The organism is Arsenicicoccus cauae (assembly GCF_009707125.1).
GTDB classification, from domain to species: Bacteria; Actinomycetota; Actinomycetes; order Actinomycetales; family Dermatophilaceae; genus Arsenicicoccus; species Arsenicicoccus cauae.
On sequence record NZ_WLVL01000017.1, the window covers coordinates 1 to 23,188 of the forward strand.

General features: G+C 71.9%; 24 protein-coding genes, 1 tRNA gene and 1 pseudogene. 10 read left to right on the top strand and 16 right to left on the bottom strand.

The genetic code is table 11. From position 1 onward, the window contains the following. Together GGG17_RS15930 and GGG17_RS03430 are read left to right on the top strand one after the other, a co-directional pair. Window positions 1-269: pseudogene (locus GGG17_RS15930) on the top strand (hypothetical protein); the annotation flags it as partial. Window positions 270-584: 315 nt separating this feature from the next. Continuing rightward, a complete protein-coding gene (locus GGG17_RS03430) occupies window positions 585-998 on the top strand; it encodes a universal stress protein (protein ID WP_195849099.1) in 414 nt (137 codons plus the stop codon). Window positions 999-1,004: 6 nt separating this feature from the next. Here GGG17_RS03430 and dcd read toward each other — a convergent pair whose 3' ends face one another. Then, window positions 1,005-1,583: a dCTP deaminase gene (dcd, locus tag GGG17_RS03435; RefSeq protein ID WP_288799767.1), complete on the bottom strand. Its 579-nt coding sequence runs from the start codon at window positions 1,581-1,583 to the stop codon at window positions 1,005-1,007. A 137-nt stretch (window positions 1,584-1,720) separates the two neighbouring features. On the opposite strand from dcd, the gene GGG17_RS03440 reads away from it, so the two are divergent. From GGG17_RS03440 to GGG17_RS03450, 3 genes are all read left to right on the top strand, one after another. Beyond that, window positions 1,721-1,794: transfer RNA gene (locus GGG17_RS03440), tRNA-Gly, on the top strand. Window positions 1,795-1,884: 90 nt separating this feature from the next. Next, window positions 1,885-4,458: a putative bifunctional diguanylate cyclase/phosphodiesterase gene (locus tag GGG17_RS03445; RefSeq protein ID WP_195849100.1), complete on the top strand. Its 2,574-nt coding sequence runs from the start codon at window positions 1,885-1,887 to the stop codon at window positions 4,456-4,458. Between the two features lie 180 nt (window positions 4,459-4,638). Beyond that, window positions 4,639-6,504, top strand: coding sequence for an acyl-CoA dehydrogenase (locus tag GGG17_RS03450; RefSeq protein WP_154592396.1), 1,866 nt, complete (start codon window positions 4,639-4,641; stop codon window positions 6,502-6,504). A gap of 105 nt (window positions 6,505-6,609) precedes the next feature. Here the strand turns inward: GGG17_RS03450 and GGG17_RS03455 are convergent, their stop codons facing one another. Then, window positions 6,610-6,951 (bottom strand): ArsR/SmtB family transcription factor, encoded by a 342-nt coding sequence (locus GGG17_RS03455; RefSeq protein WP_154592397.1) that lies wholly within the window; start codon window positions 6,949-6,951, stop codon window positions 6,610-6,612. 27 nt (window positions 6,952-6,978) lie between these two features. Next, the gene (locus tag GGG17_RS03460; RefSeq protein WP_154592398.1) at window positions 6,979-7,155 is read right to left on the bottom strand and encodes a hypothetical protein; all 177 of its coding nucleotides are present in this window, start codon (window positions 7,153-7,155) and stop codon (window positions 6,979-6,981) included. A 90-nt stretch (window positions 7,156-7,245) separates the two neighbouring features. On the opposite strand from GGG17_RS03460, the gene GGG17_RS03465 reads away from it, so the two are divergent. Further along, entirely contained in the window at window positions 7,246-7,716 is a 471-nt protein-coding gene (locus tag GGG17_RS03465) for a DUF2231 domain-containing protein (RefSeq protein WP_154592399.1), read from the top strand. A 3-nt stretch (window positions 7,717-7,719) separates the two neighbouring features. Here GGG17_RS03465 and GGG17_RS03470 read toward each other — a convergent pair whose 3' ends face one another. The 10 genes from GGG17_RS03470 to GGG17_RS03515 all read right to left on the bottom strand — a co-directional run bounded on the left by GGG17_RS03470 (window position 7,720) and on the right by GGG17_RS03515 (window position 17,096). Continuing rightward, window positions 7,720-9,078, bottom strand: coding sequence for a sulfate adenylyltransferase subunit 1 (locus GGG17_RS03470; protein ID WP_154592400.1), 1,359 nt, complete (start codon window positions 9,076-9,078; stop codon window positions 7,720-7,722). Beyond that, window positions 9,078-9,998 carry a sulfate adenylyltransferase subunit CysD gene (gene cysD, locus GGG17_RS03475; RefSeq protein WP_154592401.1) on the bottom strand — a complete coding sequence of 307 codons (921 nt, stop codon included), beginning with the start codon at window positions 9,996-9,998 and terminating at the stop codon, window positions 9,078-9,080. The genes GGG17_RS03470 and cysD overlap by 1 nt, the downstream gene beginning before the upstream one ends. Continuing rightward, a complete protein-coding gene (gene cysC, locus GGG17_RS03480; RefSeq protein ID WP_288799464.1) occupies window positions 9,995-10,528 on the bottom strand; it encodes an adenylyl-sulfate kinase in 534 nt (177 codons plus the stop codon). The genes cysD and cysC overlap by 4 nt, the downstream gene beginning before the upstream one ends. Continuing rightward, window positions 10,525-11,232 carry a phosphoadenylyl-sulfate reductase gene (locus GGG17_RS03485; protein ID WP_154592402.1) on the bottom strand — a complete coding sequence of 236 codons (708 nt, stop codon included), beginning with the start codon at window positions 11,230-11,232 and terminating at the stop codon, window positions 10,525-10,527. Before GGG17_RS03485 ends, cysC begins: the two co-directional genes overlap by 4 nt. Further along, the gene (locus GGG17_RS03490; RefSeq protein WP_230082646.1) at window positions 11,229-11,462 is read right to left on the bottom strand and encodes a hypothetical protein; all 234 of its coding nucleotides are present in this window, start codon (window positions 11,460-11,462) and stop codon (window positions 11,229-11,231) included. The genes GGG17_RS03485 and GGG17_RS03490 overlap by 4 nt, the downstream gene beginning before the upstream one ends. After that, entirely contained in the window at window positions 11,459-13,144 is a 1,686-nt protein-coding gene (locus GGG17_RS03495) for a nitrite/sulfite reductase (RefSeq protein ID WP_154592403.1), read from the bottom strand. The genes GGG17_RS03490 and GGG17_RS03495 overlap by 4 nt, the downstream gene beginning before the upstream one ends. 448 nt (window positions 13,145-13,592) lie before the next feature. Further along, the gene (locus GGG17_RS03500) at window positions 13,593-14,528 is read right to left on the bottom strand and encodes an ABC transporter substrate-binding protein (RefSeq protein ID WP_154592404.1); all 936 of its coding nucleotides are present in this window, start codon (window positions 14,526-14,528) and stop codon (window positions 13,593-13,595) included. 20 nt (window positions 14,529-14,548) lie between these two features. Continuing rightward, the gene (locus GGG17_RS03505) at window positions 14,549-15,343 is read right to left on the bottom strand and encodes an ABC transporter permease (RefSeq protein WP_154592405.1); all 795 of its coding nucleotides are present in this window, start codon (window positions 15,341-15,343) and stop codon (window positions 14,549-14,551) included. Beyond that, a complete protein-coding gene (locus GGG17_RS03510) occupies window positions 15,340-15,987 on the bottom strand; it encodes an ABC transporter permease (RefSeq protein WP_154592406.1) in 648 nt (215 codons plus the stop codon). Before GGG17_RS03510 ends, GGG17_RS03505 begins: the two co-directional genes overlap by 4 nt. Next, window positions 15,984-17,096 (bottom strand): ABC transporter ATP-binding protein, encoded by a 1,113-nt coding sequence (locus GGG17_RS03515; RefSeq protein ID WP_154592407.1) that lies wholly within the window; start codon window positions 17,094-17,096, stop codon window positions 15,984-15,986. The genes GGG17_RS03510 and GGG17_RS03515 overlap by 4 nt, the downstream gene beginning before the upstream one ends. A 119-nt stretch (window positions 17,097-17,215) precedes the next feature. Here GGG17_RS03515 and GGG17_RS03520 point away from each other — a divergent pair, with 119 nt between their 5' ends. From GGG17_RS03520 to GGG17_RS03535, 4 genes are all read left to right on the top strand, one after another. Then, window positions 17,216-17,776 carry an HAD family hydrolase gene (locus GGG17_RS03520; RefSeq protein ID WP_154592408.1) on the top strand — a complete coding sequence of 187 codons (561 nt, stop codon included), beginning with the start codon at window positions 17,216-17,218 and terminating at the stop codon, window positions 17,774-17,776. A gap of 161 nt (window positions 17,777-17,937) precedes the next feature. Beyond that, on the top strand, window positions 17,938-18,639 hold the full coding sequence (locus GGG17_RS03525; protein ID WP_154592409.1) for a hypothetical protein: 702 nt from the start codon (window positions 17,938-17,940) through the stop codon (window positions 18,637-18,639). Then, entirely contained in the window at window positions 18,636-19,151 is a 516-nt protein-coding gene (locus tag GGG17_RS03530; RefSeq protein ID WP_154592410.1) for a phage holin family protein, read from the top strand. Before GGG17_RS03525 ends, GGG17_RS03530 begins: the two co-directional genes overlap by 4 nt. After that, window positions 19,148-19,900, top strand: coding sequence for a DUF3618 domain-containing protein (locus tag GGG17_RS03535; protein ID WP_154592411.1), 753 nt, complete (start codon window positions 19,148-19,150; stop codon window positions 19,898-19,900). Before GGG17_RS03530 ends, GGG17_RS03535 begins: the two co-directional genes overlap by 4 nt. A gap of 129 nt (window positions 19,901-20,029) precedes the next feature. Here the strand turns inward: GGG17_RS03535 and ppk2 are convergent, their stop codons facing one another. The 3 genes from ppk2 to GGG17_RS03550 all read right to left on the bottom strand — a co-directional run bounded on the left by ppk2 (window position 20,030) and on the right by GGG17_RS03550 (window position 23,177). Then, entirely contained in the window at window positions 20,030-20,977 is a 948-nt protein-coding gene (ppk2, locus tag GGG17_RS03540; RefSeq protein WP_154592412.1) for a polyphosphate kinase 2, read from the bottom strand. Window positions 20,978-20,996: 19 nt separating this feature from the next. Further along, the gene (locus GGG17_RS03545) at window positions 20,997-21,224 is read right to left on the bottom strand and encodes a DUF6458 family protein (protein WP_154592413.1); all 228 of its coding nucleotides are present in this window, start codon (window positions 21,222-21,224) and stop codon (window positions 20,997-20,999) included. A 111-nt stretch (window positions 21,225-21,335) separates the two neighbouring features. Then, window positions 21,336-23,177 carry an NHL domain-containing thioredoxin family protein gene (locus GGG17_RS03550; RefSeq protein WP_154592414.1) on the bottom strand — a complete coding sequence of 614 codons (1,842 nt, stop codon included), beginning with the start codon at window positions 23,175-23,177 and terminating at the stop codon, window positions 21,336-21,338. Between the last annotated feature and the right edge of the window lie 11 nt (window positions 23,178-23,188).

Here is a 23,188-nt window from a genome sequence, read left to right on the forward strand (position 1 = left end):
CGGCCACCGCCGCACCGGCACCAGCCGCCCAGACCCAGCCCGACCCAGAGCCGACCCCGGCTCCCACCACCAACGACGTCGCCGACCCCTGGGACGACGACGACACGGCCACCGCCGCACCGGCACCGGCCGCCCAGACCCAGCCCGACCCGGAGCCCGCGCCTGGGAAGGAGTCCAAACCCACGCCGGCGGCGACGCCCGACGCCGCGAAGCCGGAGATCGTCATACCCCCGGGCGACCAGGTAAAGGATCCCTGGGACGAGGACTGAGGACTGACCCGAGGCGAGAGGGGCGTGGCCATGGCCGCGCCCCTCTCGCTTCCTCCCCCACCTTCAGACGGCACAAAGTGAGCCCCCAGCCCACGACCCCCCGCCCACGACTCCCGGATGGCACCGAGCGGTCGCACATGCGCACGACACGCCGCGACTCGCGAGATCTGCGCCCCCTCGGCGGGTGGACTGCCACGCGACCACGCAGGTGGGGAGCCCGCACACCTACCCGCTCCCGTGGGGCACGTTCGGCGCAGATCCGGCACGCCACCTATCGTGAGCCGAGGCCGTCCCCCACCTGCCGACGGAGGATCCATGACGATCTGCCTTGCCTACGCCCCCACCGAGCCGGGTCGTGCAGCGCTGCGCCACTGCGTGGCCGAGGCCCGGGCGATGGGCTGCGACGTCATCGTCGTGAACGCCGCCCGTGACTGGCACGACACCCCCGCGGAGCTCGATGAGGAGGCGGTCCGAGAGGTCGAGCGGCAGCTCGACGGGGCAGGGATCGACTGGCGGTGGCGCCAGGGGGAGCACGGGTTGAGCGGGGCCGACGAGATCCTCACCGCGATCGAGGAGGCCGACGTGACGATGGTGGTCATCGGCGTCACCGACCGCTCCCACGTGCAGAAGCGGATCGTCAGCGACACCACCAAGCAGGTGCTGCTGGACGCGGCGTGCGCCGTGCTGGCGGTCCGGGCCGAGCACGAGGCCCCGACCACCTTGGCCTGACGTTGCTCAGGTCAGCTCGGAGCGGTGGAAGTTGTGGAACGACCGGCTGGCGGTCGGGCCGCGCTGTCCCTGGTAGTGCGACCCGTAGACCGCGCTGCCGTAGGGGTGCTCGGAGGCCGAGGTCAGCCGCATGAAGCAGAGCTGGCCGACCTTCATGCCGGGCCACAGCACGATGGGGAGCGTGGCGACGTTGGACAGCTCCAGGGTGACGTGCCCGGAGAACCCGGGGTCGACGAACCCGGCGGTGGCGTGCGTCAGCAGGCCGAGCCGGCCGAGGGAGGACTTGCCCTCCACCCGCGCAGCCAGGTCGTCCGGCAGCGTGACCGCCTCGAGCGTCGACCCGAGGACGAACTCCCCCGGGTGCAGGACGAAGCCCTCACCGGCCTCGACCTCGACGAGCCGGGTCAGCTCAGGCTGGTCCTGGGCGGGGTCGATGACCGGGTACTTGTGGTTGTCGAACAGCCGGAAGTAACGGTCCAGGCGCACGTCCACGCTCGACGGCTGGACCATCTCGGGGTCGTAGGGGTCCAGGACCACCCGGCCCTGGTCGATCTGGGCCCGGATGTCACGGTCGGAGAGCAGCACGACGGCCACGCTACCGCTCACGGTGACGCCGGCGGGTCGACGACTCGGCGGCGGCGGTGACGGTCGGGCGGTTCGGTGACGGGAACCGCTCCGGGATTGGGTATGCTGGCTCCCACGTCAGCACGCAGGTGCTGCCCGCGGGTGTAGTTCAATGGCAGAACAGCAGCTTCCCAAGCTGCCAGTGCGAGTTCGATTCTCGTCACCCGCTCCAGATGTCCGGCTCGTGCCGATTTCCCCTTCACCTCGTCCCTGATCTGTGGGTTCGCGTGATTCCCCGTGGCTCATGCTCCACTATGGCCCTATGCATTCACGGACCGCGGTCGCCGCAGCACTCGGCGTACCCCTGGTCCTCCTCCCGTCGGTGGCCTCTCTGACCCGTCCCGAGCTGGGGGCACCGCTGCTGTGGACCTCTGCCCTGGTCTCGGCAGCCGTGGCTGCCGTCGCCGCGGTGCGCAGCCGTGGGCTCGACCGCGCCGGGTGGCTGCTGCTGGCCGGTGCCATGGCGCTCAACCTGGTCGCCAACCTCCTCCAGGTCACCGTCGGGCAGGGCCTGGGGCTGACGCCCTCGGTGCTGTATGCCGTCGCGACGTGCCTGATCCTCCAGTCCGTGGAGTGCTTCGCCGCAGACTCGGCACTCAGGCTCGTCACCACGATGATCCACGCCACGCTGCTCACCGCCTGCCTGTGGACGGCTGTCTGGCACTTCGACCCCCAGCGGTGGCTCAGCGGCTTCGCCCTCGGCACCGGCGTGGAGTCGGTCCTCGTCGTCATCGGTCTGGTCGGGGGGATCTCCGCGGCCGTCATCAGCTGGTTGCTCGTCGTGCCGGCGCACGGCGGTCGCGCACGGGGGATCCAGGTCCTCGTCGGCCTGTCCGTCCTGAGCTCCACCGTCGGCGACCTGCTGACCTACCTGCTGCCGGGAGGTGCCGCCTGGGCCGTGTCCCAGTGCCTGTGGATCGCGCAGTGCGGCCTGTTGACGTGGGCGGCGCTGCTCGTCTCCCGGCGCCCCGCCGCACCGCTGGCCCGCACCCTGCACGACCCGCACCGCGACCTGTTCGTCGTCAGCGGGCTGAGCCTGCTCGTGGGGGCGGCGCTCATGCTCTCGGTGGGGTCGCTCGGGATCGAGGCCGGGACGGTGCGCGCCCTGTGCTTCATCCTCTTCCTGCTCGTCGCGCTGCACCTGCACGAGGGCCACCGCTCCCGCCAGCTGGCGAGCTCGGTGCAGGAGCAGGAGCGCCACATGCGACTGCTGGTGAGCGAGACGCGCGACATCATCATCGAGCTGGACCGCACGGGCCGCGTCGTCTTCGCCTCGCAGGCGCTCGGCACGATCCTCGGCCTGCGCGAGAGCGACCTGGCCGGGCAGCACATCAGCGACGTCCTCCCGGACGTGTCGCCCGAGGTGCTGGCGCACCTGACCTACGCCCCCAACGCCCGTATGCAGTCCACCCTGCGCCTCGAGTCGGCCCTCACCACCACCAGTGCCGCGGTGGTGCACGTGGAGTCCGTCATCACCCCGCTGGCCCGGGGCTACCTGGTCGCCGTCCGTGACGTCTCCGAGCGGGTCGGCCTGCAGTCACGGCTGCAGCACGTGACCTACCACGACGTCGTCACCGGGCTGCCCAACCGGACGAGCCTGGACCGGGCCGTCCGGCACCGGCTCTACGAGTCCGCCACGGGCGAGATCTCCCTGCTGCTCATCGACCTCGCGACGGCCGGTCCGGCCGACAACACCGTGGGGGACGACGCCCGGGAGGAGTTGCTGCGGACCGTGGCCCGCACCATGCGCGCCACGATCCGCACGGGCGACTCCCTCGCCCGGTTCAGCGACCAGCGCTTCGCCGTCCTGCTGAGGCAGGACACCGACGCAGCGCAGGCCCTGGCCGAGGCGCACCGCGTCGTGGACGCCATCAACCGCCCCGACCTGATCCCCGACATGACGCTGCGCACGTGCGGCGGGCTCTGCATCGGGGGGCACACCGGCCTGGAGCTCGTGCGCAACGCGGAGCTCGCCCTGCGCCAGGCCTCCAGGGAGGGACCCGGCACCGTCCGCACCTTCGAGCCCACGATGCTCGCGCAGTTCGCCCGCACCCGCGACCTGCGCCGCCGTCTGGCGAGGCGACCCGGTCCGGACCGGTGGACCGTCCTCTACCAGCCCATCGTCAACCTGCGGGCCGAGCAGGTGACGGGCGTCGAGGCGCTGCTGCGCTGGACCGACCCCGAGGGCGACTTCATCGGGATCGAGGAAGTCATCCGGCTCGCCGAGGAGTTCGGGTCGATCATCGCCATCGGGACGTGGGTGCTGGAGCAGGCGGTCGACCAGGCCCTGCAGTGGTTCCGGCTGGGGCACCCGCTCACGGTGGCGGTCAACATCAGCGTCCACCAGCTCGTCGCCCCCGGCTTCGCGAGCACGGTGCACCGCGTCCTCGACGAGTCCGGGCTCCCCCCGGAGCTGCTCATCCTGGAGATCACCGAGACGGTCGTGCTCGAGCAGTCGGAGGAGACGGTGGCCACCTTGAAGGAGCTCCGCACCCTCGGAATACGGGTCGCCATCGACGACTTCGGCACCGGCTACTCCGGCCTCGCCAACCTGCGCTCGCTCCCGCTCGACATCCTCAAGATCGACCGGACCTTCGTCCAGGGGCTCGGCGCGACCAGCGGCGACGAGGCCGTGGTGGCGGCCGTGTCCCGCCTGGGGCGCGAGCTCGGGCTCACCATCACGGCCGAGGGGATCGAGACGCGTGCCCAGGAGTCGCGGGCCAGGATGCTCGGCATCACCGCCGCCCAGGGCTATCTCTACGCCCGACCGCTCCCCGCGGGTCAGATCCTGCCGCTCGCGGAGCAGATCGCGGGCGGGGCGGTGCTCGACCTGTGAGCCTGCCGGCTCGTCGACGACGTCGTCCGGGCGTGGTCGTGGTCACGTGTCCCGCGAGTTCCTTGCGAGAACCTACTCGCCAGTAGCATCATGGGACGACCCGTGAGCCGCGCGGGCACGTCATACCTGCCGCACCACCTCACCACCCGACAGGCAGGACGTCACGGAAGGGGACCCCTGATGGGGCACTACAAGAGCAACGTCCGAGACATCGAGTTCAACCTCTTCGAGGTCTTCGGGCGCCAGGAGGTCCTGGGCCAGGGGCTCTACGAGGACGTCGACGCCGAGACCGCCAAGGAGATCCTCCACGAGGTCGCGCGTCTCGCCGAGAACGAGCTCGCCGACAGCCTCATCGACTCGGACCGCAACCCGCCGGTCTACGACCCGTCGACCTACTCGGTGACCATGCCCGAGTCGTTCAAGCAGTCCTACAAGGCCTACGTCGACGCCGAGTGGGGCAACCTCGACGTCCCGGCCGAGCTCGGCGGCATGGTCGTCCCGCCGTCCCTGCGCTGGTCGCTCGCGGAGCTGGTCTGCGGCTCCAACCCCGCCGTGCACATGTTCGCCGCCGGGTACTCCTTCGCCAACCTCCTCTACTACCTGGGCAACGACGACCAGAAGAAGCTGGCCAAGCACATCGTCGACAAGGGCTGGCACTGCACGATGGTGCTGACCGAGCCCGACGCCGGGTCCGACGTGGGCGCCGGGCGCACCAAGGCCACCGACAACGGCGACGGCACCTGGAGCATCGACGGCGTCAAGCGGTTCATCACCTCCGCCGAGTCCGACATGGTCGACAACGTCGTCCACTTCGTCCTTGCCCGACCCGAGGGTGCCGGGCCCGGCACCAAGGGCCTGTCGCTGTTCATCGTCCCCAAGTTCCAGGTCGACCTCGAGACCGGCGAGCTGGGCGAGCGCAACGGCGCCTTCGTCACCAACGTCGAGCACAAGATGGGCCTCAAGGTGTCCACGACCTGCGAGGTCACCTTCGGCCAGAACGGCACGCCGGCCGTCGGCACCCTGCTCGGCGACGTCCACGACGGCATCGCCCAGATGTTCAAGGTCATCGAGAACGCCCGCATGTTCGTCGGCACCAAGGCGATCGCGACCCTGTCCACCGGCTACCTCAACGCGCTGGAGTACGCCAAGGAGCGCGTCCAGGGCTCCGACATGACCACGCCGGCCAAGGACGCCCCGCGCGTCACCATCACGCACCACCCCGACGTGCGCCGCTCGCTGATGCTGCAGAAGGCCTATGCCGAGGGCCTGCGCGCCCTGGTGATCTACACCGCGACGCAGCAGGACACCCTCGCGATGGCGCAGGGCGGGGACCCCGGCGCCGAGCTGCCCGAGGGCGACGACGGCGCCCGACTCGCCATGAAGGTCAACGACCTGCTGCTGCCCATCGTCAAGGGCGTCGGCTCGGAGCGCGCCTGGGTGCTCCTCGGCACCGAGTCGCTGCAGACCATCGGCGGCTCCGGCTTCCTGCAGGACTACCCGATCGAGCAGTACGTCCGCGACGCCAAGATCGACACCCTCTACGAAGGCACCACCGCCATCCAGGGCCAGGACTTCTTCTTTCGCAAGATCATCCGGGACAAGGGCACCGCGCTCGCCGCGGTCGCCGAGCAGATCCAGGCGTTCGCCGAGAACGGTCCCGAGGCCCTCGCGGAGGAGCGCGTGCAGCTCGGCAAGGCCCTCGAGTCGGTCCAGGGCATCCTCGGCTACATGGCGGGCGAGCTCATGGACTCCGACCCGCGCAAGGACGGCGACGTCCGCAACGTCTACAAGGTCGGCCTCAACACCTCGCGCCTGCTGCTCGCGGCGGGCGACCTGGTGGTCGGGTGGCTGCTGCTGCGGCAGGCCGAGGTCGCCCAGGCGGCGCTCGAGGCCGGCGCCTCCGGCAAGGACCAGGACTTCTACACCGGCAAGGTCGCTGCCGCCTCGTTCTTTGCCAAGACCGTGCTCCCCCAGCTGCGCTCGCAGATGGTCATCGCGCAGATGACGGACCTGTCGATCATGGACGTGCCCGAGGCCGCCTTCTGACCAGCTGACCAGCTCGTATGCCGAGACGCCCGACGCCTCACGGATCACCGTGAGGCGTCGGGCGTCTCGGCATACGCGCCGATGATCCACGGTCGAGGTGAGGGCTCAGGCTCGCCGGCCGCGGCGCCGCAGGTCCGCGAAGTGGTCGACACCGTCGCTCACCAGGTGGACGAGGTGCGGGTCGTCGAGGGAGTAGACCTGCCGGCGGCCGTCGGCCCGGTGCGAGACGAGGCCGGACAGCCGCAGCCGCCCGAGGTGGTGGCTCGCCGTGGCGACGCTGACACCCAGCGCATCGGCCAAGGAGGTGACGTCGTGCTCCCGCTCGGCGAGGCGCCACAGGAGCTGCACCCGCACCGGGGACCCCATGAGCGCGAACATCGCCGCCGCCCGGGCGAAGTCGTCGCACTCGATGTCGTCGCGGTCGTAGCGGCTCAGGGCATCGTCCATGGCTGTCATTCTGATGATCCAATATTCTTAGAAGTGTTTGACAAAGGGTGATCCCCGTCGCATCTGGTGCACGATCGTCGCGGCGGTCGTGGGGCTGCTGGCCACCGGCTGGACCAGCGCCACGATCTCGGGATCACCCAAAGGTGCCCCCATCGCCCGCAACGTGATCGGCGGTTGCGCCGCCATGGCGCTGACCTGGACCATCGGCCACCTCTCGGCGTGGGCGCCGCCTGACCCGCACCCGACCAGCACCTCCACACTCGACCACTGCCTCCCCGACCCCCAGGAGACCCCATGTTCGACCTCTTCGACGGCCTGCCCGTCCACGCCCTCGTCGTGCACGCCGTGGTCGTGCTCGCGCCGCTGACCGCTCTGCTCGCCGTCATCTATGCCGTCGCGCCCGCCCGTCGCCTCGGCCTGCGCTGGCCGCTCGCGCTCCTGGCGGTCGCCACCGGCGTGACCGGCTTCGTGGCGGGCGAGTCCGGGGAGAAGCTCGAGCACCGCCTCGGCGGCGGCAACCCTACCCTCCACGAGCACACCGAGGCCGGTGACCTGCTCAAGGTCGCCTGCGCGATCTTCATGGTGCTGGTCCTGCTGGCGATCTTTGTGCTGCTGCGAGCCGACCGCAAGGCTCCGGCGCGCAGCCCGCTGGCGATCGTCACCGCGGTGGTGCTGGTGCTGGCGTCCGTCGGCGTGTGCTACCAGACCGTGGTGACCGGTCACACCGGCGCCCGCGCGGTGTGGGGCGACCAGATCACCCCCTGACCCCTACGAGAGGGCGGGGCCGACCAGACCGGCGGCCAGCGTCGCGCCGGACGCCGGGTCGATCACGAGGAAGGCCCCCGTGGCCCGGTCGTCGAGGTAGTCGTCGACCGCCACCGGCTCGGCCAGCCGCAGCTCGACGCGCGCGATGTCGTTGAGCTGCACGGGAGCTCCGGGCTCGACCCACTTGAGGGAGTCGACGTCCCAGTGGTCCCCGACACTCGTGAGGATCCCGCGGGTCGTGCGCGTCCCCGCCTTGACCAGCACGCGCTGGCCGGGCGTGGCCGGGCGCTCGTCGAGCCAGCACACGGTCCCGCCGATCTGCTGCACCGCGCGAGGGGCGGACGCCACCGAGGACAGCACCGAGCCACGGCCCACGTCGAGCTCGTCGCGCAGCCGCACCGTCACCGACTCCCCCGCACCCGCGACCTGAGCCGGCCCGGCCGGGGTGTCGATGGCCGTCACGACGCTCGTGAGCCCCCCTGGGGTCACGGCGATCTCGTCACCGACGGCGACCCGGCCCGAGGCGATCCGGCCGGCCAGCCCCCGGTAGTCCGGGTGCTCCGCGGTCCGGGGACGGATCACCAGCTGCACCGGCAGCCGCAGCGGGCGGTCGACCTCGGCCGCCGCGTCGTGGAGGTCCTCGAGGAGGGTGAGCAGCGGCGGCCCGGCATACCAGCGGGGCACGTCCGGCGAGCCGACCGGCTCGGAGCTCACGACGCCCTCGCCCGTGAGCGCGGAGATCGGCACGATCCGCACGTCCCCGAGGCCGAGGCGCGTGGCGATGTCCGCGACCTCGCGGGCGACCTCCTCGAACCGCCCCTGGTCCCAGCCGATCGCGTCCATCTTGTTGAGCGCGACCACGACGTGCGGCACCCCCAGCAGGGCCATGACGGCCAGGTGGCGGCGGGTCTGCGCCAGGACGCCGTTGCGGACGTCGACGAGCACCAGCGCGGCGTCGGCGGTAGAGGCGCCGGTGACGGTGTTGCGGGTGTACTGCGTGTGGCCGGGGGTGTCGGCCAGCACGAAGCTGCGCCGCGGCGTCGTGAAGTAACGGTAGGCCACGTCGATGGTGATGCCCTGCTCGCGCTCGGAGCGCAGGCCGTCGGTCAGCAGCGCCAGGTCGACCTGCTCGGACCCGCGGCGTCGGCTGGCCGCCTCGATCGCGTCGTAGGTGTCCGCGAGGATCGACTTGGTGTCGTGCAGCAACCGCCCGACGAGGGTGGACTTGCCGTCGTCGACGGACCCCGCGACGACCAGCCGCAGCTGGCGGCGGGTCGCGGCGATCTCGTCAGTGATCTCGGTGGCCCCGGTGAGTTCGGTGACCCCGGAGACGTCGGCGGCGTCATACGTGCTCGTGCCCATCAGAAGTAGCCCTCTCGCTTGCGGTCCTCCATGGCGGCCTCGGAGAGGCGGTCGTCGGCGCGCGTCGCGCCGCGCTCGGTGAGCCGGCTGATCGACACCTCGGCGATCACCTCCGCGATGGTCGCGGCGGTGGAGTCGACGGCGCCCGTGCAGGATCCGTCCCCGACCGTGCGGTAGCGGACGCTGCGCCGCTCGACCCGCTCGCCGCTGCGGGGCCCGCCCCAGGGGCCGCTGGTCATCCACATGCCGTCGCGGGCATAGACGTCGCGGTCGTGCGCGTAGTAGATCGACGGGAGCTCGACGCCCTCGCGCTCGATGTAGTGCCACACGTCGAGCTCGGTCCAGTTGGACAGGGGGAAGACGCGGGTGTGCTCGCCCGGCGCGTGGCGGCCGTTGTAGACCTGCCACAGCTCAGGACGCTGGGTGCGCGGGTCCCAGCCGCCGAAGGCGTCGCGGATCGAGAAGACGCGCTCCTTGGCGCGAGCGCGGTCCTCGTCGCGGCGCGCGCCGCCGAGGACGGCGTCGAAGCGGTGGTCGCTGATGGAGTCGAGCAGCGGGATCGTCTGCAGGGGGTTGCGGGTGCCGTCGGGGCGCTCGGTGAGCCGGCCGTCGGCGAGCCACTGCTCGACATGCGCGACGACGAGCTGCAGGCCGTGCCGGGCGACGACGCGGTCGCGGAAGTCGATGACCTCCGGGAAGTTGTGGCCCGTGTCGACGTGCAGCAGCGTGATCGGCAGCGGCGCCGGCGCGAGCGCCTTGAGCGCCAGGTGCAGCAGCACGGCCGAGTCCTTGCCGCCGCTGAAGAGCAGCGCGGGGCGGTCGAACTCGGCCACCACCTCGCGGATGATCTGGATCCCCTCGGCCTCGAGGGAGTCCAGGGTGGTGAGCGTCCGGGGTGCGCTGGCCAGGGTGGTCGTCATCGGATCCCCTTGTCGGTGAGCAGGGTTCGGAGGGCGGAGACGGAGTCCCCCACCTCCTGGTCGGTCGTGTCCAGCCGTATGTCGGGAGCCTCGGGCGGCTCGTAGGGGTCACCGACACCCGTCAGGGTGGTGACCTCGCCACGGGCGGCGGCGGCGTAGAGCCCCTTGACGTCGCGGCGGGCGCACTCGTCGACGGGCGTGGCGACGTGCGCCTCCAGGTAGGGCACCCCGGCGGCCTCGTGGTCGGCGCGGACGGCGGCGCGGGTGGCGGCGTACGGCGCGATGACCGGCACGAGGGCGAGGACGCCGTTGCGGGCGAGCAGCCGCGCGACGTAGGCGACGCGCTGCACGTGCGTGTCCCGGTCCTCGCGCGAGAAGCCCAGCCCCGCCGACAGGTTGGTGCGGATCTCGTCGCCGTCGAGCACCTCGACGCGGCGGCCGTCCGCGCGCAGGTCGCGTGCGAGGGCCTCGGCGATCGTCGACTTGCCGGCGCCGGACAGCCCGGTCAGCCACAGCGTCGCGCCGCTCACAGCTGGATCCCGCACTCGATCTTGGCGGTGCCGCTCCAGCGCCCGGCGCGCGCGTCCTCGCCAGGGGCGACCCGGCGGGTGCACGGCGCGCACCCGATCGACGGGTAACCGCGGTCGAGCAGCGGGTTGCGGACGACGTCGTGGCGCTGCGCGTAGTCGGCGACGTCCTGGTCGGTCCAGCTCGCGAGCGGGGCGACCTTGACGATCAGCCGGCGCTCGTCGAAGCCGATCACCGGGGTGTCGCGGCGGGTCGGCGACTGGACGCGGCGCACGCCCGTGGCCCAGGCCTCGAGCTCGCCGAGGGCGTCGTCGAGCGGGTGGGTCTTGCGCAGCGCGCAGCACAGGTCGGGGTCGCGGTCGTGCAGGGCGGCGCCATACTCGGCGTCCTGCTCGGGGACCGTCTGGGCGGGGGTCAGCGTGATGACGTCCAGCCGCGTGCGCCGGACCGTCTCGTCGCGGGTCGCCAGGGTCTCGGGGAAGTGGTAGCCGGTGTCGAGGAAGTAGAGCCGGGTGCCGGGCGCGACCTGGTCGACCAGGTGGGCGAGGATGCCGTCCTGCATCGAGCCGGCGACGGCCCAGTGCTCGCCGAACTCCCCTGCCGCCCAGGCGACCACGTCGTGGGCCGAGAGGGTCTCGAGGTGGGCGGCGTCGCGCTCGACGAGCTCGCGCAGCTCCTCCTCGGCGCGCAGCGTCGTGAGGCTCATGACGTCGCGCCCTCGCCGCCGGCCACGCCTGCGCCGGCGACCCGCGCCCCGGCGATGCCCTCGTGGGAGAGCCCGACGAACCGCACGACGAAGACACGCGTGCAGTCCAGGCAGCGCCAGGCGCCGCGCGGCTCCTCGACCGGTCGCAGGTCCTCCTCGGCGCAGTAGGGGCAGTGCATGACCGCGGCCCGCTGGGCACCGTCCGCTCCGGGCACGTGCGTGCCGCTCACGACAGCGCCTCGTCGTCCACGCGGATCGTCCACTGCGCGAACGTCTCGTCGCCCTGGCGGTCGGCGACATACCGCCGCACGACCCGCTCGACGTAGTCACCCAGCTCGGCCTCGGTGACCTTGTGGCCGCGGATCTTGCGACCGAAGCCCGCCTCCGCGCCGAGCTGGCCGCCGAGGTGCACCTGGTAACCGGGGACCCGGTTGCCGTCGGCGTCGCGGACGATCTGCCCCTTGAGCCCGATGTCCGAGGTCTGGATGCGGGCGCACGAGTTGGGGCAGCCGTTGAGGCTGATCCCGACGGGCTGGCCGAGCTGCGGCTCGACGTCCGCGAGGCGCGTCTCGAGGTCCTCGACGAGGGCGGTGGCGCGGTCCTTGGTGTCGACGATCGCGAGCTTGCAGAACTCGATCCCGGTGCACGCCATGGTGCCTCGGCGCCAGGCGCTCGGGCGGGCCGGCAGACCCAGGGCGTCCAGGTCGGTGACCAGCGCCTCGGCCTGGGCGGGGTCGACGTCGAGGACGACGACCTTCTGCAGGGGGGTGAAGGCGATCCGGCCGCCGCCGTGGCGCTCCACCGCGTCGGCGAGGCCGCGCAGCGTGGTGCCGCGCACGCGGCCCACGATCGGGGTGACGCCGACGTAGACGCGGCCGTCCTTCTGCTCGTGGATGCCGACGTGGTCGATCGGCGCGCGGGGCGCCTCGGCGGCGGGGCCGTCGACGAGCGAGCGGTGGAGGTACTCCCCCTCCAGGACCTCGCGGAAGCGCGCGGCGCCCCAGTCGGCCATGAGGTACTTGAGGCGGGCGCGGTTGCGCAGCCGGCGGTAGCCGTAGTCGCGGAAGATCGCGCAGACGCCCTCCCACACCTCGGGGATCTCCTCGAGCGGGACCCAGGCGCCAAGGCGCTGCGCGAAGTGGGCGCTGGTGGACAGGCCGCCGCCGACGAGCAGGTCGAAGCCCGGGCCGTGCTCGGGGTGCACGACGCCGACGAAGGACACGTCGTTGATCTCGGGGACGGTGTCCCACTGCCAGGAGATCGCGGTCTTGAACTTGCGGGGCAGGTTGGACAGCTCGGGGTTGCCGATGTAGCGCCGCTTGATCTCCAGGATGGCGGGCGTCGGGTCCACCAGCTCGGCCGCCGCGATGCCGGCGACGGGTGACCCGAGGATGGCGCGGGGCACGTCCCCGCAGGCCTCGGTCGTCGACAGTCCGGCCTCCTCCAGGGCGCTCCAGATCGCGGGGACGTCCTCGATGCGGACCCAGTGGAGCTGGATGTTCTGCCGGTCGGTGACGTCGGCGGTGCCACGCCCGTAGCGCTCGGACACGTCGGCGATGGCGCGGAGCTGGCGCACGGTGAGCGCCTGACCATCCACGCGGATCCGCATCATGAAGTACTCGTCGTCGAGCTCGTGCGGCTCGAGCGTGGCCGTGCGCCCACCGTCGATGCCGGGACGGCGCTGGGTGTAGAGCCCCCACCAGCGGAACCGCCCGCGCAGGTCGTCGCTCGGGATGGACGCGAATCCCTCACGGGCGTAGGTCTGCTCGATCCGCTCACGCACGGCCAAGGGGTCCTCGGTGGCCTTGAACTCCTCGTTGTGGTTGAGCGGCTCGCGGTGCCCGAGCGCCCACTGGCCCTCGTTGTCCCCGCCGGCGCGGGGCCGAGCGGCACGCGTGGTGGTGGTCGTCATCTGGGGTCCTCTCCGGGCGGTATGACGAGGCGGGTCGTCGTAGGGCGTGCCGGGGGTCCGGCGGGTGGCGGGACGGGCCCGGGTGCGGGCCCGTCGGCGGGGCAGGGTGGGTGGTCGAGCTGGTGGCGTCGGGACCCAAGGTCGGCGCCCGGTCGCGGGGGTGGGCCGTGCAGGGCACCTGCGCCGCGTCGCGCGCGGTCAGCGGCCGGGACAGCTCGTCGCGCCCAGCCGACACAGGTCCACGTGACGTCGCGTCACGGCGTGGAACTCGGTGCTGGCCATGACACGACCATGCCACAGAGCAGCGCGCCATGCATAACGCAGCCCGCCCTTACGGATAACGTCTCATTATCCGAGCATCGCTCCCGGGCAGCAACGGGGACGTTCGTGCCCGCGAGGCGAGCACGAACGTCCCCGTTGCGCCGAGCGGGGGTCGGCCGAGTGGGGGTCAGGCCAGCGAGTTGGCCTTGAGCCACTCGTCCGCCACGTCGGCGGGCTTCTGGTGATCCACCGAGACCTTCTTGAGCAGGTCGGTCAGGGCCTGCGTGTCCAGCTTGGCGGAGACGGCGTCGAGCGCGCCCTTGGCCGTGCCGTCGAGCTTGCCCTTGACCGCGAGGGGCAGGACGTTCTGCGCGGCGAAGAAGTTCTGGGGGTCCTCGAGCACCTGGAAGTCGTTGACCTGGATGGCCGGGTCGGTGGTGAAGATGTTGGCCAGGTCCACCTGGCCGTTCTTGAGGCCCTGCACGGCGAGCGGACCGCCGGCGTCGAGCTTGCGGAACTGCTTGAACGTCAGGCCATAGGTCTTTTCGAGACCCGGGATGCCGTAGGACCGCGACTGCCACTCGGCGGGACCGCCGATCGTGAGCTGCTCCGACTTGCCCTTGAGGTCGGCGATGGACGTCACGCCCAGCTCCTGGGCCTTGGCCTTGGTCATCACGACCGCATCCTTGTCCTCGGCCTTGGCCGGCTGCAGGACCTCCAGGTGAGAGGGGAGCGCCGCCTTGAGCTCGGTGAGGATCGCGTCGGAGGTCTGCGCCTTCGCGTCCTTGTTGAAGTAGCGGTCTAGCGCGCCGGAGTACTCCGGGATCACGTCGATCGAGCCGTCCTTGAGCGCGGGGATGTAGGTCTCGCGCGAGCCGATGCCGAGCTTGGTGTCGACCTGCACGCCCTTGGCCTTGAGGGCACCGGCATACAGCTCGGCAAGGAGCTTGGACTCGGGGAAGTCGGCCGAGCCGACGGTCACGCCCGCTCCGCCGGACCCGCCCGCGGCGGAGCTCGCGGCGGACGAGCCGGTGGCGAGGGGGTCGTTGCCGCCGCCGCCGCAGGCGGACAGCCCGAGGGCGAGGACGACGCCCGTGGCCAGGGTGAGGGTGGTGCGCGTCATGGTGGTCTCCTCCAGATGGGTCACGCCGCAGACGCGGGCGTGCGGTCGGGGGTGGTCGTGCTGCCTGCGCCGTGGGTCGAGGTCGGGTCCGACGACTGTATGCCGCCTCGGCGCGCTCGTTCGCGACGGGAGGTCGTCGCGCCGGTCAGGCCGCGGGAGACGACGAGTCGCTGGACGAGGGTGAGGAGCAGGTCGACGGCGAGGGCCAGCAGCGCGACGAGGATGCCGCCCCCGGCCATCTGGGCGTAGTCGCGGGCCGCCTGCCCGTCGATCAGGTAGCGCCCGAGGCCACCGATGGACACCGTGGCGGCGATGGTGGCGGTGGCGATGACCTGCATCGTCGCCGAGCGGAGGCCGGACATGATGAGCGGCATCGCGCACGGGACCTCGACCTGGCGCAGGACCTGCGCGCCCGTCATACCCATCCCCTTGGCGGCGTCGCGGGCGGCGGGGTCGACCTGCTCGACCCCGCTGTAGGTGCCGGCGAGGATCGGGGGGATCGCGAGCACGACCAGGACGAGGACCACGGGGACGAGGAAGGCCGCGTCACCGTGCAGCCGGGGACCGAGCAGGATGATCGCGAGAAAGAGCAGGCCGAGGGTCGGGACCGAGCGGGCGCCGTTGAGCACGTTGACGACGGCGACCTTGCCCCGGCCGGTGTGGCCGATCCACAGACCGAGGGGGATGGCGACCAGCGCCGCGAGCAGCACGGTCAGCGCGGTGTAGGCGAGGTGCTCGACGATGCGGGTGGGGATGCCGTCGGGACCGGACCAGTGGGTGGGGTCCGACAGCCAGGCGAGGAGCGAGGAGATCATGCGCGTGCCCCCGCCCCGCGGCGCCAGGGCGTGAGGGCCCGGGCAGCCAGGTTGATGACCAGGTCGAAGAGGAAGGCCAGCAGCACGCACGCGACGATCCCGACGACGATCGGGTCCATGAAGCCGGTGGAGAAGCCGTCGGTGAACAGTGTGCCGAGCTGCGGCATCCCGATGAGGGCGGCGACGCTGACGATGGAGACGTTGCTGACGGCGGCGACGCGCAGACCGCTCGCGATGACGGGCACGGCGAGCGGGAGCTCGACGGTGAGCAGGCGGCGCACGCGGCCGATCCCCATGGCGGTGGCCGCCTGACGAACGTCGTCGGGGACCGAGCCGAGCCCGTCGACGACGGTGCGCACGAGCAGGGCGACGGTGTAGAGGGTCATCGCGACCACGACGTTGACGGGGCTGACGATCTGGGTGCCGAGGATCAGCGGCATGAGGATGAACAGCGCGAGGGAGGGGATGGTGTAGAGCAGGCCCGAGCCGATGACGAGCGGCTGCCGGACCCATCCGTAGCGCGTGGCGAGCCAGCCGAGCGGCAGCGCGACGAGCAGCCCGATGACCAGCGGCAGCCCGGACAGCCACACGTGCTGCAGGGCGAGCTGCAGCACGTCCGTCAGGTTGTCGCGCAGCCAGGTCATCCCACGCCCTCCTCGACCGGCGGCTGCTGCCGCTCGATCTGCGCGAGGACGTCCTGCGCGCGGACCGTGCCCACGAACCTGCCGTCCGCGTCGGCGATGACGCCCTTGCCCGTCGGCGAGGACAGGGCCGCGTCGAGAGCGGCGCGCAGCGTGCCACCCTCGCGCCCGACGGTCCCGCCGCGGTGCAGCAGGGTGCGGTCGAGCGTGTCCCGCACGGCCTCGACCCGGACCCAGCCCTGCGGCCGGCCTTCCTCGTCGAGGGCCAGCACCCAGGGCTCGCCGGCCGCGACCTCGCGGAGCCGCCCGGCGGAGTCGCCGACGCGGACGGTGGGCTCGTCGAGCAGGGGGAGGCGCGGGGCCTTCTGGAAGGCCAGGCCGCGGTAGCCGCGGTCGCGCCCCACGAAGTCGGCCACGAAGTCGTCGTGCGGGTCGCGCAGCAGCCGCTCGGGGGTGTCCAGCTGGGCCAGGGTGCCCCCGACCCGGAGCACCGCGATCTGGTCGCCGAGCTTGACGGCCTCGTCGATGTCGTGGGTGACGAAGACGATGGTCTTGCCGAGCTCGTCCTGCAGGCGCAGGAACTCGTCCTGCAGCTGCTCGCGCACCACGGGGTCGACGGCGCTGAACGGCTCGTCCATCAGCATGACCGGCGGGTCGGCCGCCAGCGCCCGGGCCACACCGACGCGCTGCTGCTGGCCGCCGGACAGCTGCGCCGGGTAGCGCCGGGCCAGGTCGGGGTCCAGCCCGACGACCTCGAGCAGCTCCATCGCGCGGCTCCGGGTGGCGGCCTTGTCGCTGCCGAGCAGCCGGGGCACGGTCATGACGTTGTCCAGGATCGTGCGGTGGGGGAACAGGCCGGCGTGCTGGATGACGTAACCGATCCCGCGCCGCAGCTCGTCGGGGTTCATCGACCCTGTGTCCACCCCGTCGATGGTGATGGTGCCGCTCGTCGGCTCGATCATCCGATTGATCATCCGCAGGCTCGTCGTCTTGCCGCAGCCCGAGGGCCCGACGAAGACGGTGATGCGCCCGGTCGGTGCCTCGAGGGTCAGCCCGCCGACGGCCGTCGTCCCGCCAGGGAAGGTCTTGGTCACGCTGTCGAATCGGATCATGCCGAGAGGCTTCCTGACGTGAGGGGACGCGTGTTGGGCAACCGTACCCACCAGCCGGGCCCCGGCGCGGACTAAGGCGCAGCGAGCGAGTCGCCGGGCGCCCGGCATACAGTCCTGCCATGGCGACGCGGGGTGTGGTCCTGGCCGTGGAGGTCCTCCTCGACGGGGCGGGCGCGACGGCCGCGGCCGTGGCCCGGGAGGGGCGATGCGCCGAGGGCCCGCGCTACCAGCGGCCAGTCCCCGGGGTCGGCGCCGCGCAGCGGGTCGCGGCTGCGCGCGCCGCGACGATCCAGCCGTATGCCGACGCCCGGCCGGCCCTGGACCGCCTCCTGGCGGCGGGGACCCGGGTCGCGGTGCTGGTGCGGCGCGAGGACCCCGCCCTGCGTCGCGGCCTTGCGCGGCTCGACCTCGACGCCCGGGTCCTGGTGCTCGGGCCGGAGGCCCTCGGAGGCTCGGCCGCCAGGCCTCCCGCGGACGCTGACCGCTGCCGCTCGGCGTGCGCAGCCCTCGGCACCCGGGTGGAGGAGACCGTCGTGGTCGGCGACGCCGCGCTCGTTCAGGCCGCGGTCGACGCGGGGACGCACGCCGTGTGGGTCAACCGGGCCGACCGCAGGGAGCTGGAGGGTGTCCTCACCGTCCCCGGCCTCGACGCGCTGCCGACGGCGCTGGCTCTGCTCTGACCGGACCGGTGGGCCTCGCACGATCGTCGGGGGATCGTTCCCCGCTCAGTGGGTATGTCGATCGGCATCACGGCCCTGCGACGCGCGGGGCCACCGACGCTCCAGACCCGGGCGTTCCTCATCAGCAGGCCATCACACCACACCCCATGAGAGGGGCTGCCATGTCGAACCCCACGTTCGATCCCCAGAGCACGCGCGACGAGGCGTCCACCAAGGACGTCGCCGCCGACGAGGCCAAGAACCTCGCCGGCACCGCCCAGCAGGGCGGCCAGCAGGTCGCCGACACCGCCAAGGTCGAGGCCCAGCAGCTGGCGGGCGAGGCCAAGGGCCAGGCCCAGGACCTCTTCCACCAGGTGCGCTCCGAGGCCACCACGCAGATCTCCGGCCAGCAGCAGCGCCTGGCCGGCTCCCTGCGCACCCTCTCCGGCGAGCTGGACCAGATGGCCCACGGCGCGGACACCGCGACCGCGTCCGGTCTGGTCTCCCAGGCCGCCGGCACCGTCGACCAGGTCGCCGGCTGGCTCGAGAACCGCGAGCCCGCGGACGTCCTCGACGAGGTCCGCCGCTACGCCCGCCGCAACCCCGGCACCTTCCTGGCCGGCGCCGCCCTGCTCGGCCTGATCGGCGGCCGTCTGACGCGTGGCCTGCAGGCCGACGCGCAGCGCAACGAGGCCTACGACGCGCGCTACGACACGCAGCGCCGCTCCTACGGCTACGTCGAGACCACCGCCCCGCGCGCAGGCTACGCCACTGAGGTCTACGACCAGGAGGTCACCACGACCACCTACGTCGACCCCGAGACGACCACGTACGTCGAGGGCGGCCGCGACGAGCGCCCCGGAGCAGGTGACCTTCGCCGATGACCCAGTTCGACGACTCGCCCGGCGCCACCGCCGCAGGCGCGGACCGATACGCGCGAGAGCCGCTCTCCCCCGGTGACGTCCGGCCGGCCGAGCCCCTGGAGGGCTCGCACCAGACGTACGACAAGGGCGAGCTGTCCTCTGTCGGAGGGCTCCTCGGCGACATCGCCAACGACATGTCCACGCTGCTGCGCCAAGAGGCTGCCCTGGCCAAGCTCGAGGTGCAGCAGTCGGCCAAGGCCGCGGGCAAGGGCGTGGGACTCCTCGGCGGGGCCGGGGTGGCAGGCCACTTCGTCCTGCTGTTCCTGTCCATCGCCCTGTGGTGGGGCCTCGGCACGGCGATGGACAACCACGTCCTCTCCGCGCTGATCGTCGCCGCCATCTGGGCCGTGATCGCCGCCGTCCTGGCCTCCATGGGCCGCAAGGACCTCAAGAACGTCAACGGAGCACCGCGCACGATCGAGACCGCCAAGCAGGTCCCCGATGCGCTCAAGGGAAACGAGAACCGCGCATGAGCTACGACAACACCCCCACCAGCAACGACCCCGAGCAGCTGCGCCGCGAGATCGAGCGCACCCGGGGCAACCTCAGCCAGAACGTCAACGCCCTCGGTGAGGCCGTCGACCCGAGCAACGTGGCCAGGCGCCAGGCCGAGAAGGTCCAGGACAAGGTCGTCGGCGCCGGCCGGGGCATCAAGGAGCGGATCATGGGTTCGAACGACGACGAGTACGACGACGCGTACGGCCGCCGTCGCTACTCCTCGGGGGGTATGGACGACTCCGGCGCCGGCGTCGGCCAGCGGATCAGCGAGGCCGGGGACCGCGTGTCCGACGTCGCCTCCGACGCTGGTGACCGCGTGCGCGGCGCCGCCGGCACCGCCCGCGACAACCTCGAGCAGGCCCCGGCGATGGCTCGCCGCAAGACCCGCGGCAACCCGATGGCGGCCGGCCTGATCGCCCTCGGCGCGGGCTGGCTGGTCGGCTCGCTCCTACCGGTCTCCGAGCGCGAGCGCGAGCTGGCCGTGCGCGCCAAGGAGACGGCCCAGGACAAGGGACAGCCCCTCGTCGAGGGCGCCAAGTCGATCGCCCAGGAGGCCGCCGACAACCTCAAGGCCCCGCTCCAGGAGGCCGCCGAGTCGCTCAAGGAGAGCGCTCAGGAGAGCGTCGACAAGGTCAAGGGCGAGGGCCAGGACGCCGCCCAGGAGGTCAAGGCTCAGGCCCAGGACTCCAAGGACAACGTCCAGCAGAAGCAGAAGAACAGCTGATCGCAGCACGCTGAGCACCACCGAGCAACGCTGAGCAGCACCGAGGGGTGGGTCCGGGCCTGATGGCCTGGCCCACCCCTCGGCCGTGCCCGCACCTCGTATGACGGGGCGCGGGTCCCGGCATACGGGCTAGCTCTTGGCCTTGCCGCCCTTGCCCTTCTTGGCGTCCTTGCTGTGCTTGTCGTTCTTGCTGTGCTTGCTGTCCTCGTCGCCGTCGATCAGCGAGGCCGCGTGGTCCGGCACGTAGCGCTGCAGGTCGCGCGGCGGCCGCTCGTAGCCCCTGGCCTTGGGCCGCACCGGGATCTTGACCTCCGGCGGGTCGATGTGGAGGTAGGGGATCGAGTCGAGCAGGTGCTTGATCACGTTGAGCCGCGAGCGCTTCTTGTCCTCGGACTCGACCACGTGCCACGGCGAGCTGGGCAGGTCGGTGTGGGCGAACATCTGGTCCTTGGCCTTCGAGTACTCCTCCCAGCGGGTGATCGACTCGAGGTCCATCGGGGACAGCTTCCAGCGGCGCATGGGGTCGCCGAGCCGTGAGCGGAAGCGCTTCTCCTGCTCGACGTCGGACACGCTGAACCAGTACTTGCGCAGGATGATCCCGTCGTCCAGCAGCATCTGCTCGAAGACGGGACACTGCTGCAGGAAGCGTTGGTACTCCACCTCGGTGCAGAAGCCCATGACCCGCTCGACCCCGGCCCGGTTGTACCAGCTGCGGTCGAAGATCACGATCTCCCCAGCGGCGGGCAGGTGCTCGACGTACCTCTGGAAGTACCACTGGGTGCGCTGCCGCTCGGTGGGGGCGGGCAGCGCCGCGATCCGCACGGTGCGGGGGTTGAGGTACTGAGTGATCCGTTTGATCGCCGAGCCCTTGCCGGCGGCGTCCCGCCCTTCGAAGACGATGACGACCCGGTTGCCCGTCTGCTTCACCCACTGCTGCATGGTGACCAGCTCGGCCTGCAGGCGCTCCAGCTCCTGCTCGTAGGCCTTGGTGGGCAGCTTGGGCGGCTTCGTGGCGTGGGCCTCGGTGCTGGTCTTGGTGCTGGTGTCGGTGCTGCTGCTGGTCGACGTCGGCGTCATGCGCCCATTGTGGGCGGGATCAGTAGCGGTCGCGCGGCGTACCCGTCTCGTGGTGCTCGATGACCGCGTCGTGGCGGGTGTGGCGGCGCTGCTGGTTGAGGATGAGCGTCAGGATGAGCGACAGCACGCCGGCACCCATGAGGATGAGCCCGATCATGCCGAGGTCGATGCCCGAGATCGCGTCGGCGACGGCGAACTTCAGGATCGCGCCGACCACGAGGAGAAAGATGCCGAGGCCGATGCCCATGGGGATGCTCCGTATCGTCAGGCCTCAGCAGGGTGCTGAGGTGAACACGACAGTAGGCACCCAGTGGGTTGCCTTCGATCACTTGTGGTCAATCGATCACCCGTATGGCGGTCAGGCGCCCCGCAGATCGAGGGACAGGACGCCCGCGGCGCCCGCCACGAGGACGACCGGGATGCCCCAGTCCTGCTGATAGAGGTGGCACGCCGCATGCTCGGGCATCTCGCCGGTGACGGGGTCGCCGTCGCAGGCTGCGGCGCGGACGGACACGTGCAGGATGCCGTCGCCCACCCGAGGATCCAGCTCGAGCCGCCGGGTCAAGCCCTGGGCCGTGCCGGAGCCCTCACGCAGCAGGGCCGCGGGCGAGCTCGACACCATCAGCTGCGTCGGGTCCCCCCAGCGCAGGTCGAGCTTCTGCCCGGTCGGAGGCACGAAGTCCACCACCAGGTCCACCGCTCCGGGCGCGAGCTCGGTGGGAGGCCGCTGGGTGGTGTGCGCCACCCCCTGCACGCGGCGGGCCACGGCCGGTATGCCGACCCGCTCGACCCGGTGCGCCGCCGACTCGACCACGAGCAGGGTCTGGTCATCCTCGACCACCAGGTCGCTCGGCTCTGCCAGGTCACCGAGCAGCGTGGACACCTCGCCGGTGGTGGGGTCGTAGCGACGCACGGCGCCGTTGTAGGTGTCGGCCAGCGCGACCGAGCCGTCGGGCAGGACGGCCACCCCGAGGGGGTGCTGCAGCAGCGCGTCGTCGGCCTGGCCGTCGACGTGGCCGAAGTCGAACAGACCCTGCCCGACGACGGTCTCGACCCTGACCTCGAGGCCCGGGCCGGCGCCGCCGACCACGGTCACGCGGCGCAACGCCGACGTCTCCGAGTCGGCCACCCACAGCACCTCGCCGTCGGCGGAGACGGCGAGCCCGGACGGTTGCGCGAACCAGCAGTCAGCACCCTCCCCGTCCCGGATCCCCTCGGCGGACGTGCCGGCCAGCACCTGGACCTCGTTGTCCTGCGGGTCGGCTCGCAGGTCGAGCGACCACAGCTGGTGGGTGCCGGCCATGGCGACGACCAGGCGGTCCTGCCACCAGGCGAGGTCCCACGGGGTCGACAGGTCCTGCGCGAGCGCGGGCCCACCGCCGGTGCGCTCGCGCAGCTGGGAGCCGGTGCCCGCCAGGGTGGTCCACTCCCCCGACGCCAGGTGGAGACCCCGCACCTGGTGGTTGACGCTGTCGGCGACCGCGACGTCGACACCGGTGCGGGCGGCCACGTCGCGCGGCAGCAGCAGCACGCCCTGCGGCTCCGCGAGGGGCGGGTGGGAGGCATACCGTCTCTGCTCGGTCACGAGGTCGGGTGCCAGCCGGACGATCTCGTGGTGCGCGGTGTCGGAGACGAGCAGCGAGCCGTCGTCGAGCGCGACCGCCTTGCCGGGGAAGCGCAGCGGCGAGGTGGGCGGCGGCGGGGCGACGTACGGGCCGTCCCCGCGGCGGAGGGTCCCCTTGGCGTCGTGCTCGGCGAGCAGCTCGCGGACGAGGACCTCGAGGCCGTGCGCGTGCCCCTCCCCCGACATGGACGCGACGACGTAGCCCTCGGGGTCGATGACGACGAGGGTCGGCCAGGCGCGCGCGGCGTAGGCCTGCCAGGTGACCAGGTCCGGGTCGTCGAGGACGGGGTGGTGCACGGCGTAGCGCTCGACGGCGGCGCCCAGCGCGTCGGGGTCGGCCTCGTGCACGAACTTGGGCGAGTGGACGCCGACCAGCACCAGGCTGTCGGCGAGCTCCTGCTCCAGGGGCCGCAGCTCGTCCAGGACGTGGAGGCAGTTGACGCAGCAGAAGGTCCAGAAGTCCAGGACGACCACCTTGCCGCGCAGCTCGGCGAGGGTGAGCTCGCGCCCGCCGGTGTTGAGCCAGCCCCGGCCGACGAGCTCGGGGGCGCGGACGCGGGCACGACGATCAGTCATGGCAGGCAAAC

Bases quoted from the DNA above. Each gene is read 5' to 3' on its own strand.
- GGG17_RS03450 (WP_154592396.1), top strand. From the start codon at position 4,639: ATGGGGCACTACAAGAGCAACGTCCGAGACATCGAGTTCAACCTCTTC.
- GGG17_RS03550 (WP_154592414.1), bottom strand. From the start codon at position 23,177: ATGACTGATCGTCGTGCCCGCGTCCGCGCCCCCGAGCTCGTCGGCCGG.
- GGG17_RS03430 (WP_195849099.1), top strand. From the start codon at position 585: ATGACGATCTGCCTTGCCTACGCCCCCACCGAGCCGGGTCGTGCAGCG.
- GGG17_RS03470 (WP_154592400.1), bottom strand. From the start codon at position 9,078: ATGGGCACGAGCACGTATGACGCCGCCGACGTCTCCGGGGTCACCGAA.
- GGG17_RS03545 (WP_154592413.1), bottom strand. From the start codon at position 21,224: ATGGGCATCGGCCTCGGCATCTTTCTCCTCGTGGTCGGCGCGATCCTG.
- GGG17_RS03535 (WP_154592411.1), top strand. From the start codon at position 19,148: ATGAGCTACGACAACACCCCCACCAGCAACGACCCCGAGCAGCTGCGC.
- GGG17_RS03530 (WP_154592410.1), top strand. From the start codon at position 18,636: ATGACCCAGTTCGACGACTCGCCCGGCGCCACCGCCGCAGGCGCGGAC.
- GGG17_RS03460 (WP_154592398.1), bottom strand. From the start codon at position 7,155: ATGGTCCAGGTCAGCGCCATGGCGGCGCAACCGCCGATCACGTTGCGG.
- GGG17_RS03495 (WP_154592403.1), bottom strand. From the start codon at position 13,144: ATGACGACCACCACCACGCGTGCCGCTCGGCCCCGCGCCGGCGGGGAC.
- GGG17_RS03445 (WP_195849100.1), top strand. From the start codon at position 1,885: ATGCATTCACGGACCGCGGTCGCCGCAGCACTCGGCGTACCCCTGGTC.
- GGG17_RS03500 (WP_154592404.1), bottom strand. From the start codon at position 14,528: ATGACGCGCACCACCCTCACCCTGGCCACGGGCGTCGTCCTCGCCCTC.
- GGG17_RS03520 (WP_154592408.1), top strand. From the start codon at position 17,216: ATGGCGACGCGGGGTGTGGTCCTGGCCGTGGAGGTCCTCCTCGACGGG.
- GGG17_RS03455 (WP_154592397.1), bottom strand. From the start codon at position 6,951: ATGGACGATGCCCTGAGCCGCTACGACCGCGACGACATCGAGTGCGAC.
- GGG17_RS03465 (WP_154592399.1), top strand. From the start codon at position 7,246: ATGTTCGACCTCTTCGACGGCCTGCCCGTCCACGCCCTCGTCGTGCAC.
- GGG17_RS03515 (WP_154592407.1), bottom strand. From the start codon at position 17,096: ATGATCCGATTCGACAGCGTGACCAAGACCTTCCCTGGCGGGACGACG.
- GGG17_RS03505 (WP_154592405.1), bottom strand. From the start codon at position 15,343: ATGATCTCCTCGCTCCTCGCCTGGCTGTCGGACCCCACCCACTGGTCC.
- GGG17_RS03485 (WP_154592402.1), bottom strand. From the start codon at position 11,232: ATGAGCCTCACGACGCTGCGCGCCGAGGAGGAGCTGCGCGAGCTCGTC.
- GGG17_RS03525 (WP_154592409.1), top strand. From the start codon at position 17,938: ATGTCGAACCCCACGTTCGATCCCCAGAGCACGCGCGACGAGGCGTCC.
- GGG17_RS03510 (WP_154592406.1), bottom strand. From the start codon at position 15,987: ATGACCTGGCTGCGCGACAACCTGACGGACGTGCTGCAGCTCGCCCTG.
- cysD (WP_154592401.1), bottom strand. From the start codon at position 9,998: ATGACGACCACCCTGGCCAGCGCACCCCGGACGCTCACCACCCTGGAC.
- ppk2 (WP_154592412.1), bottom strand. From the start codon at position 20,977: ATGACGCCGACGTCGACCAGCAGCAGCACCGACACCAGCACCAAGACC.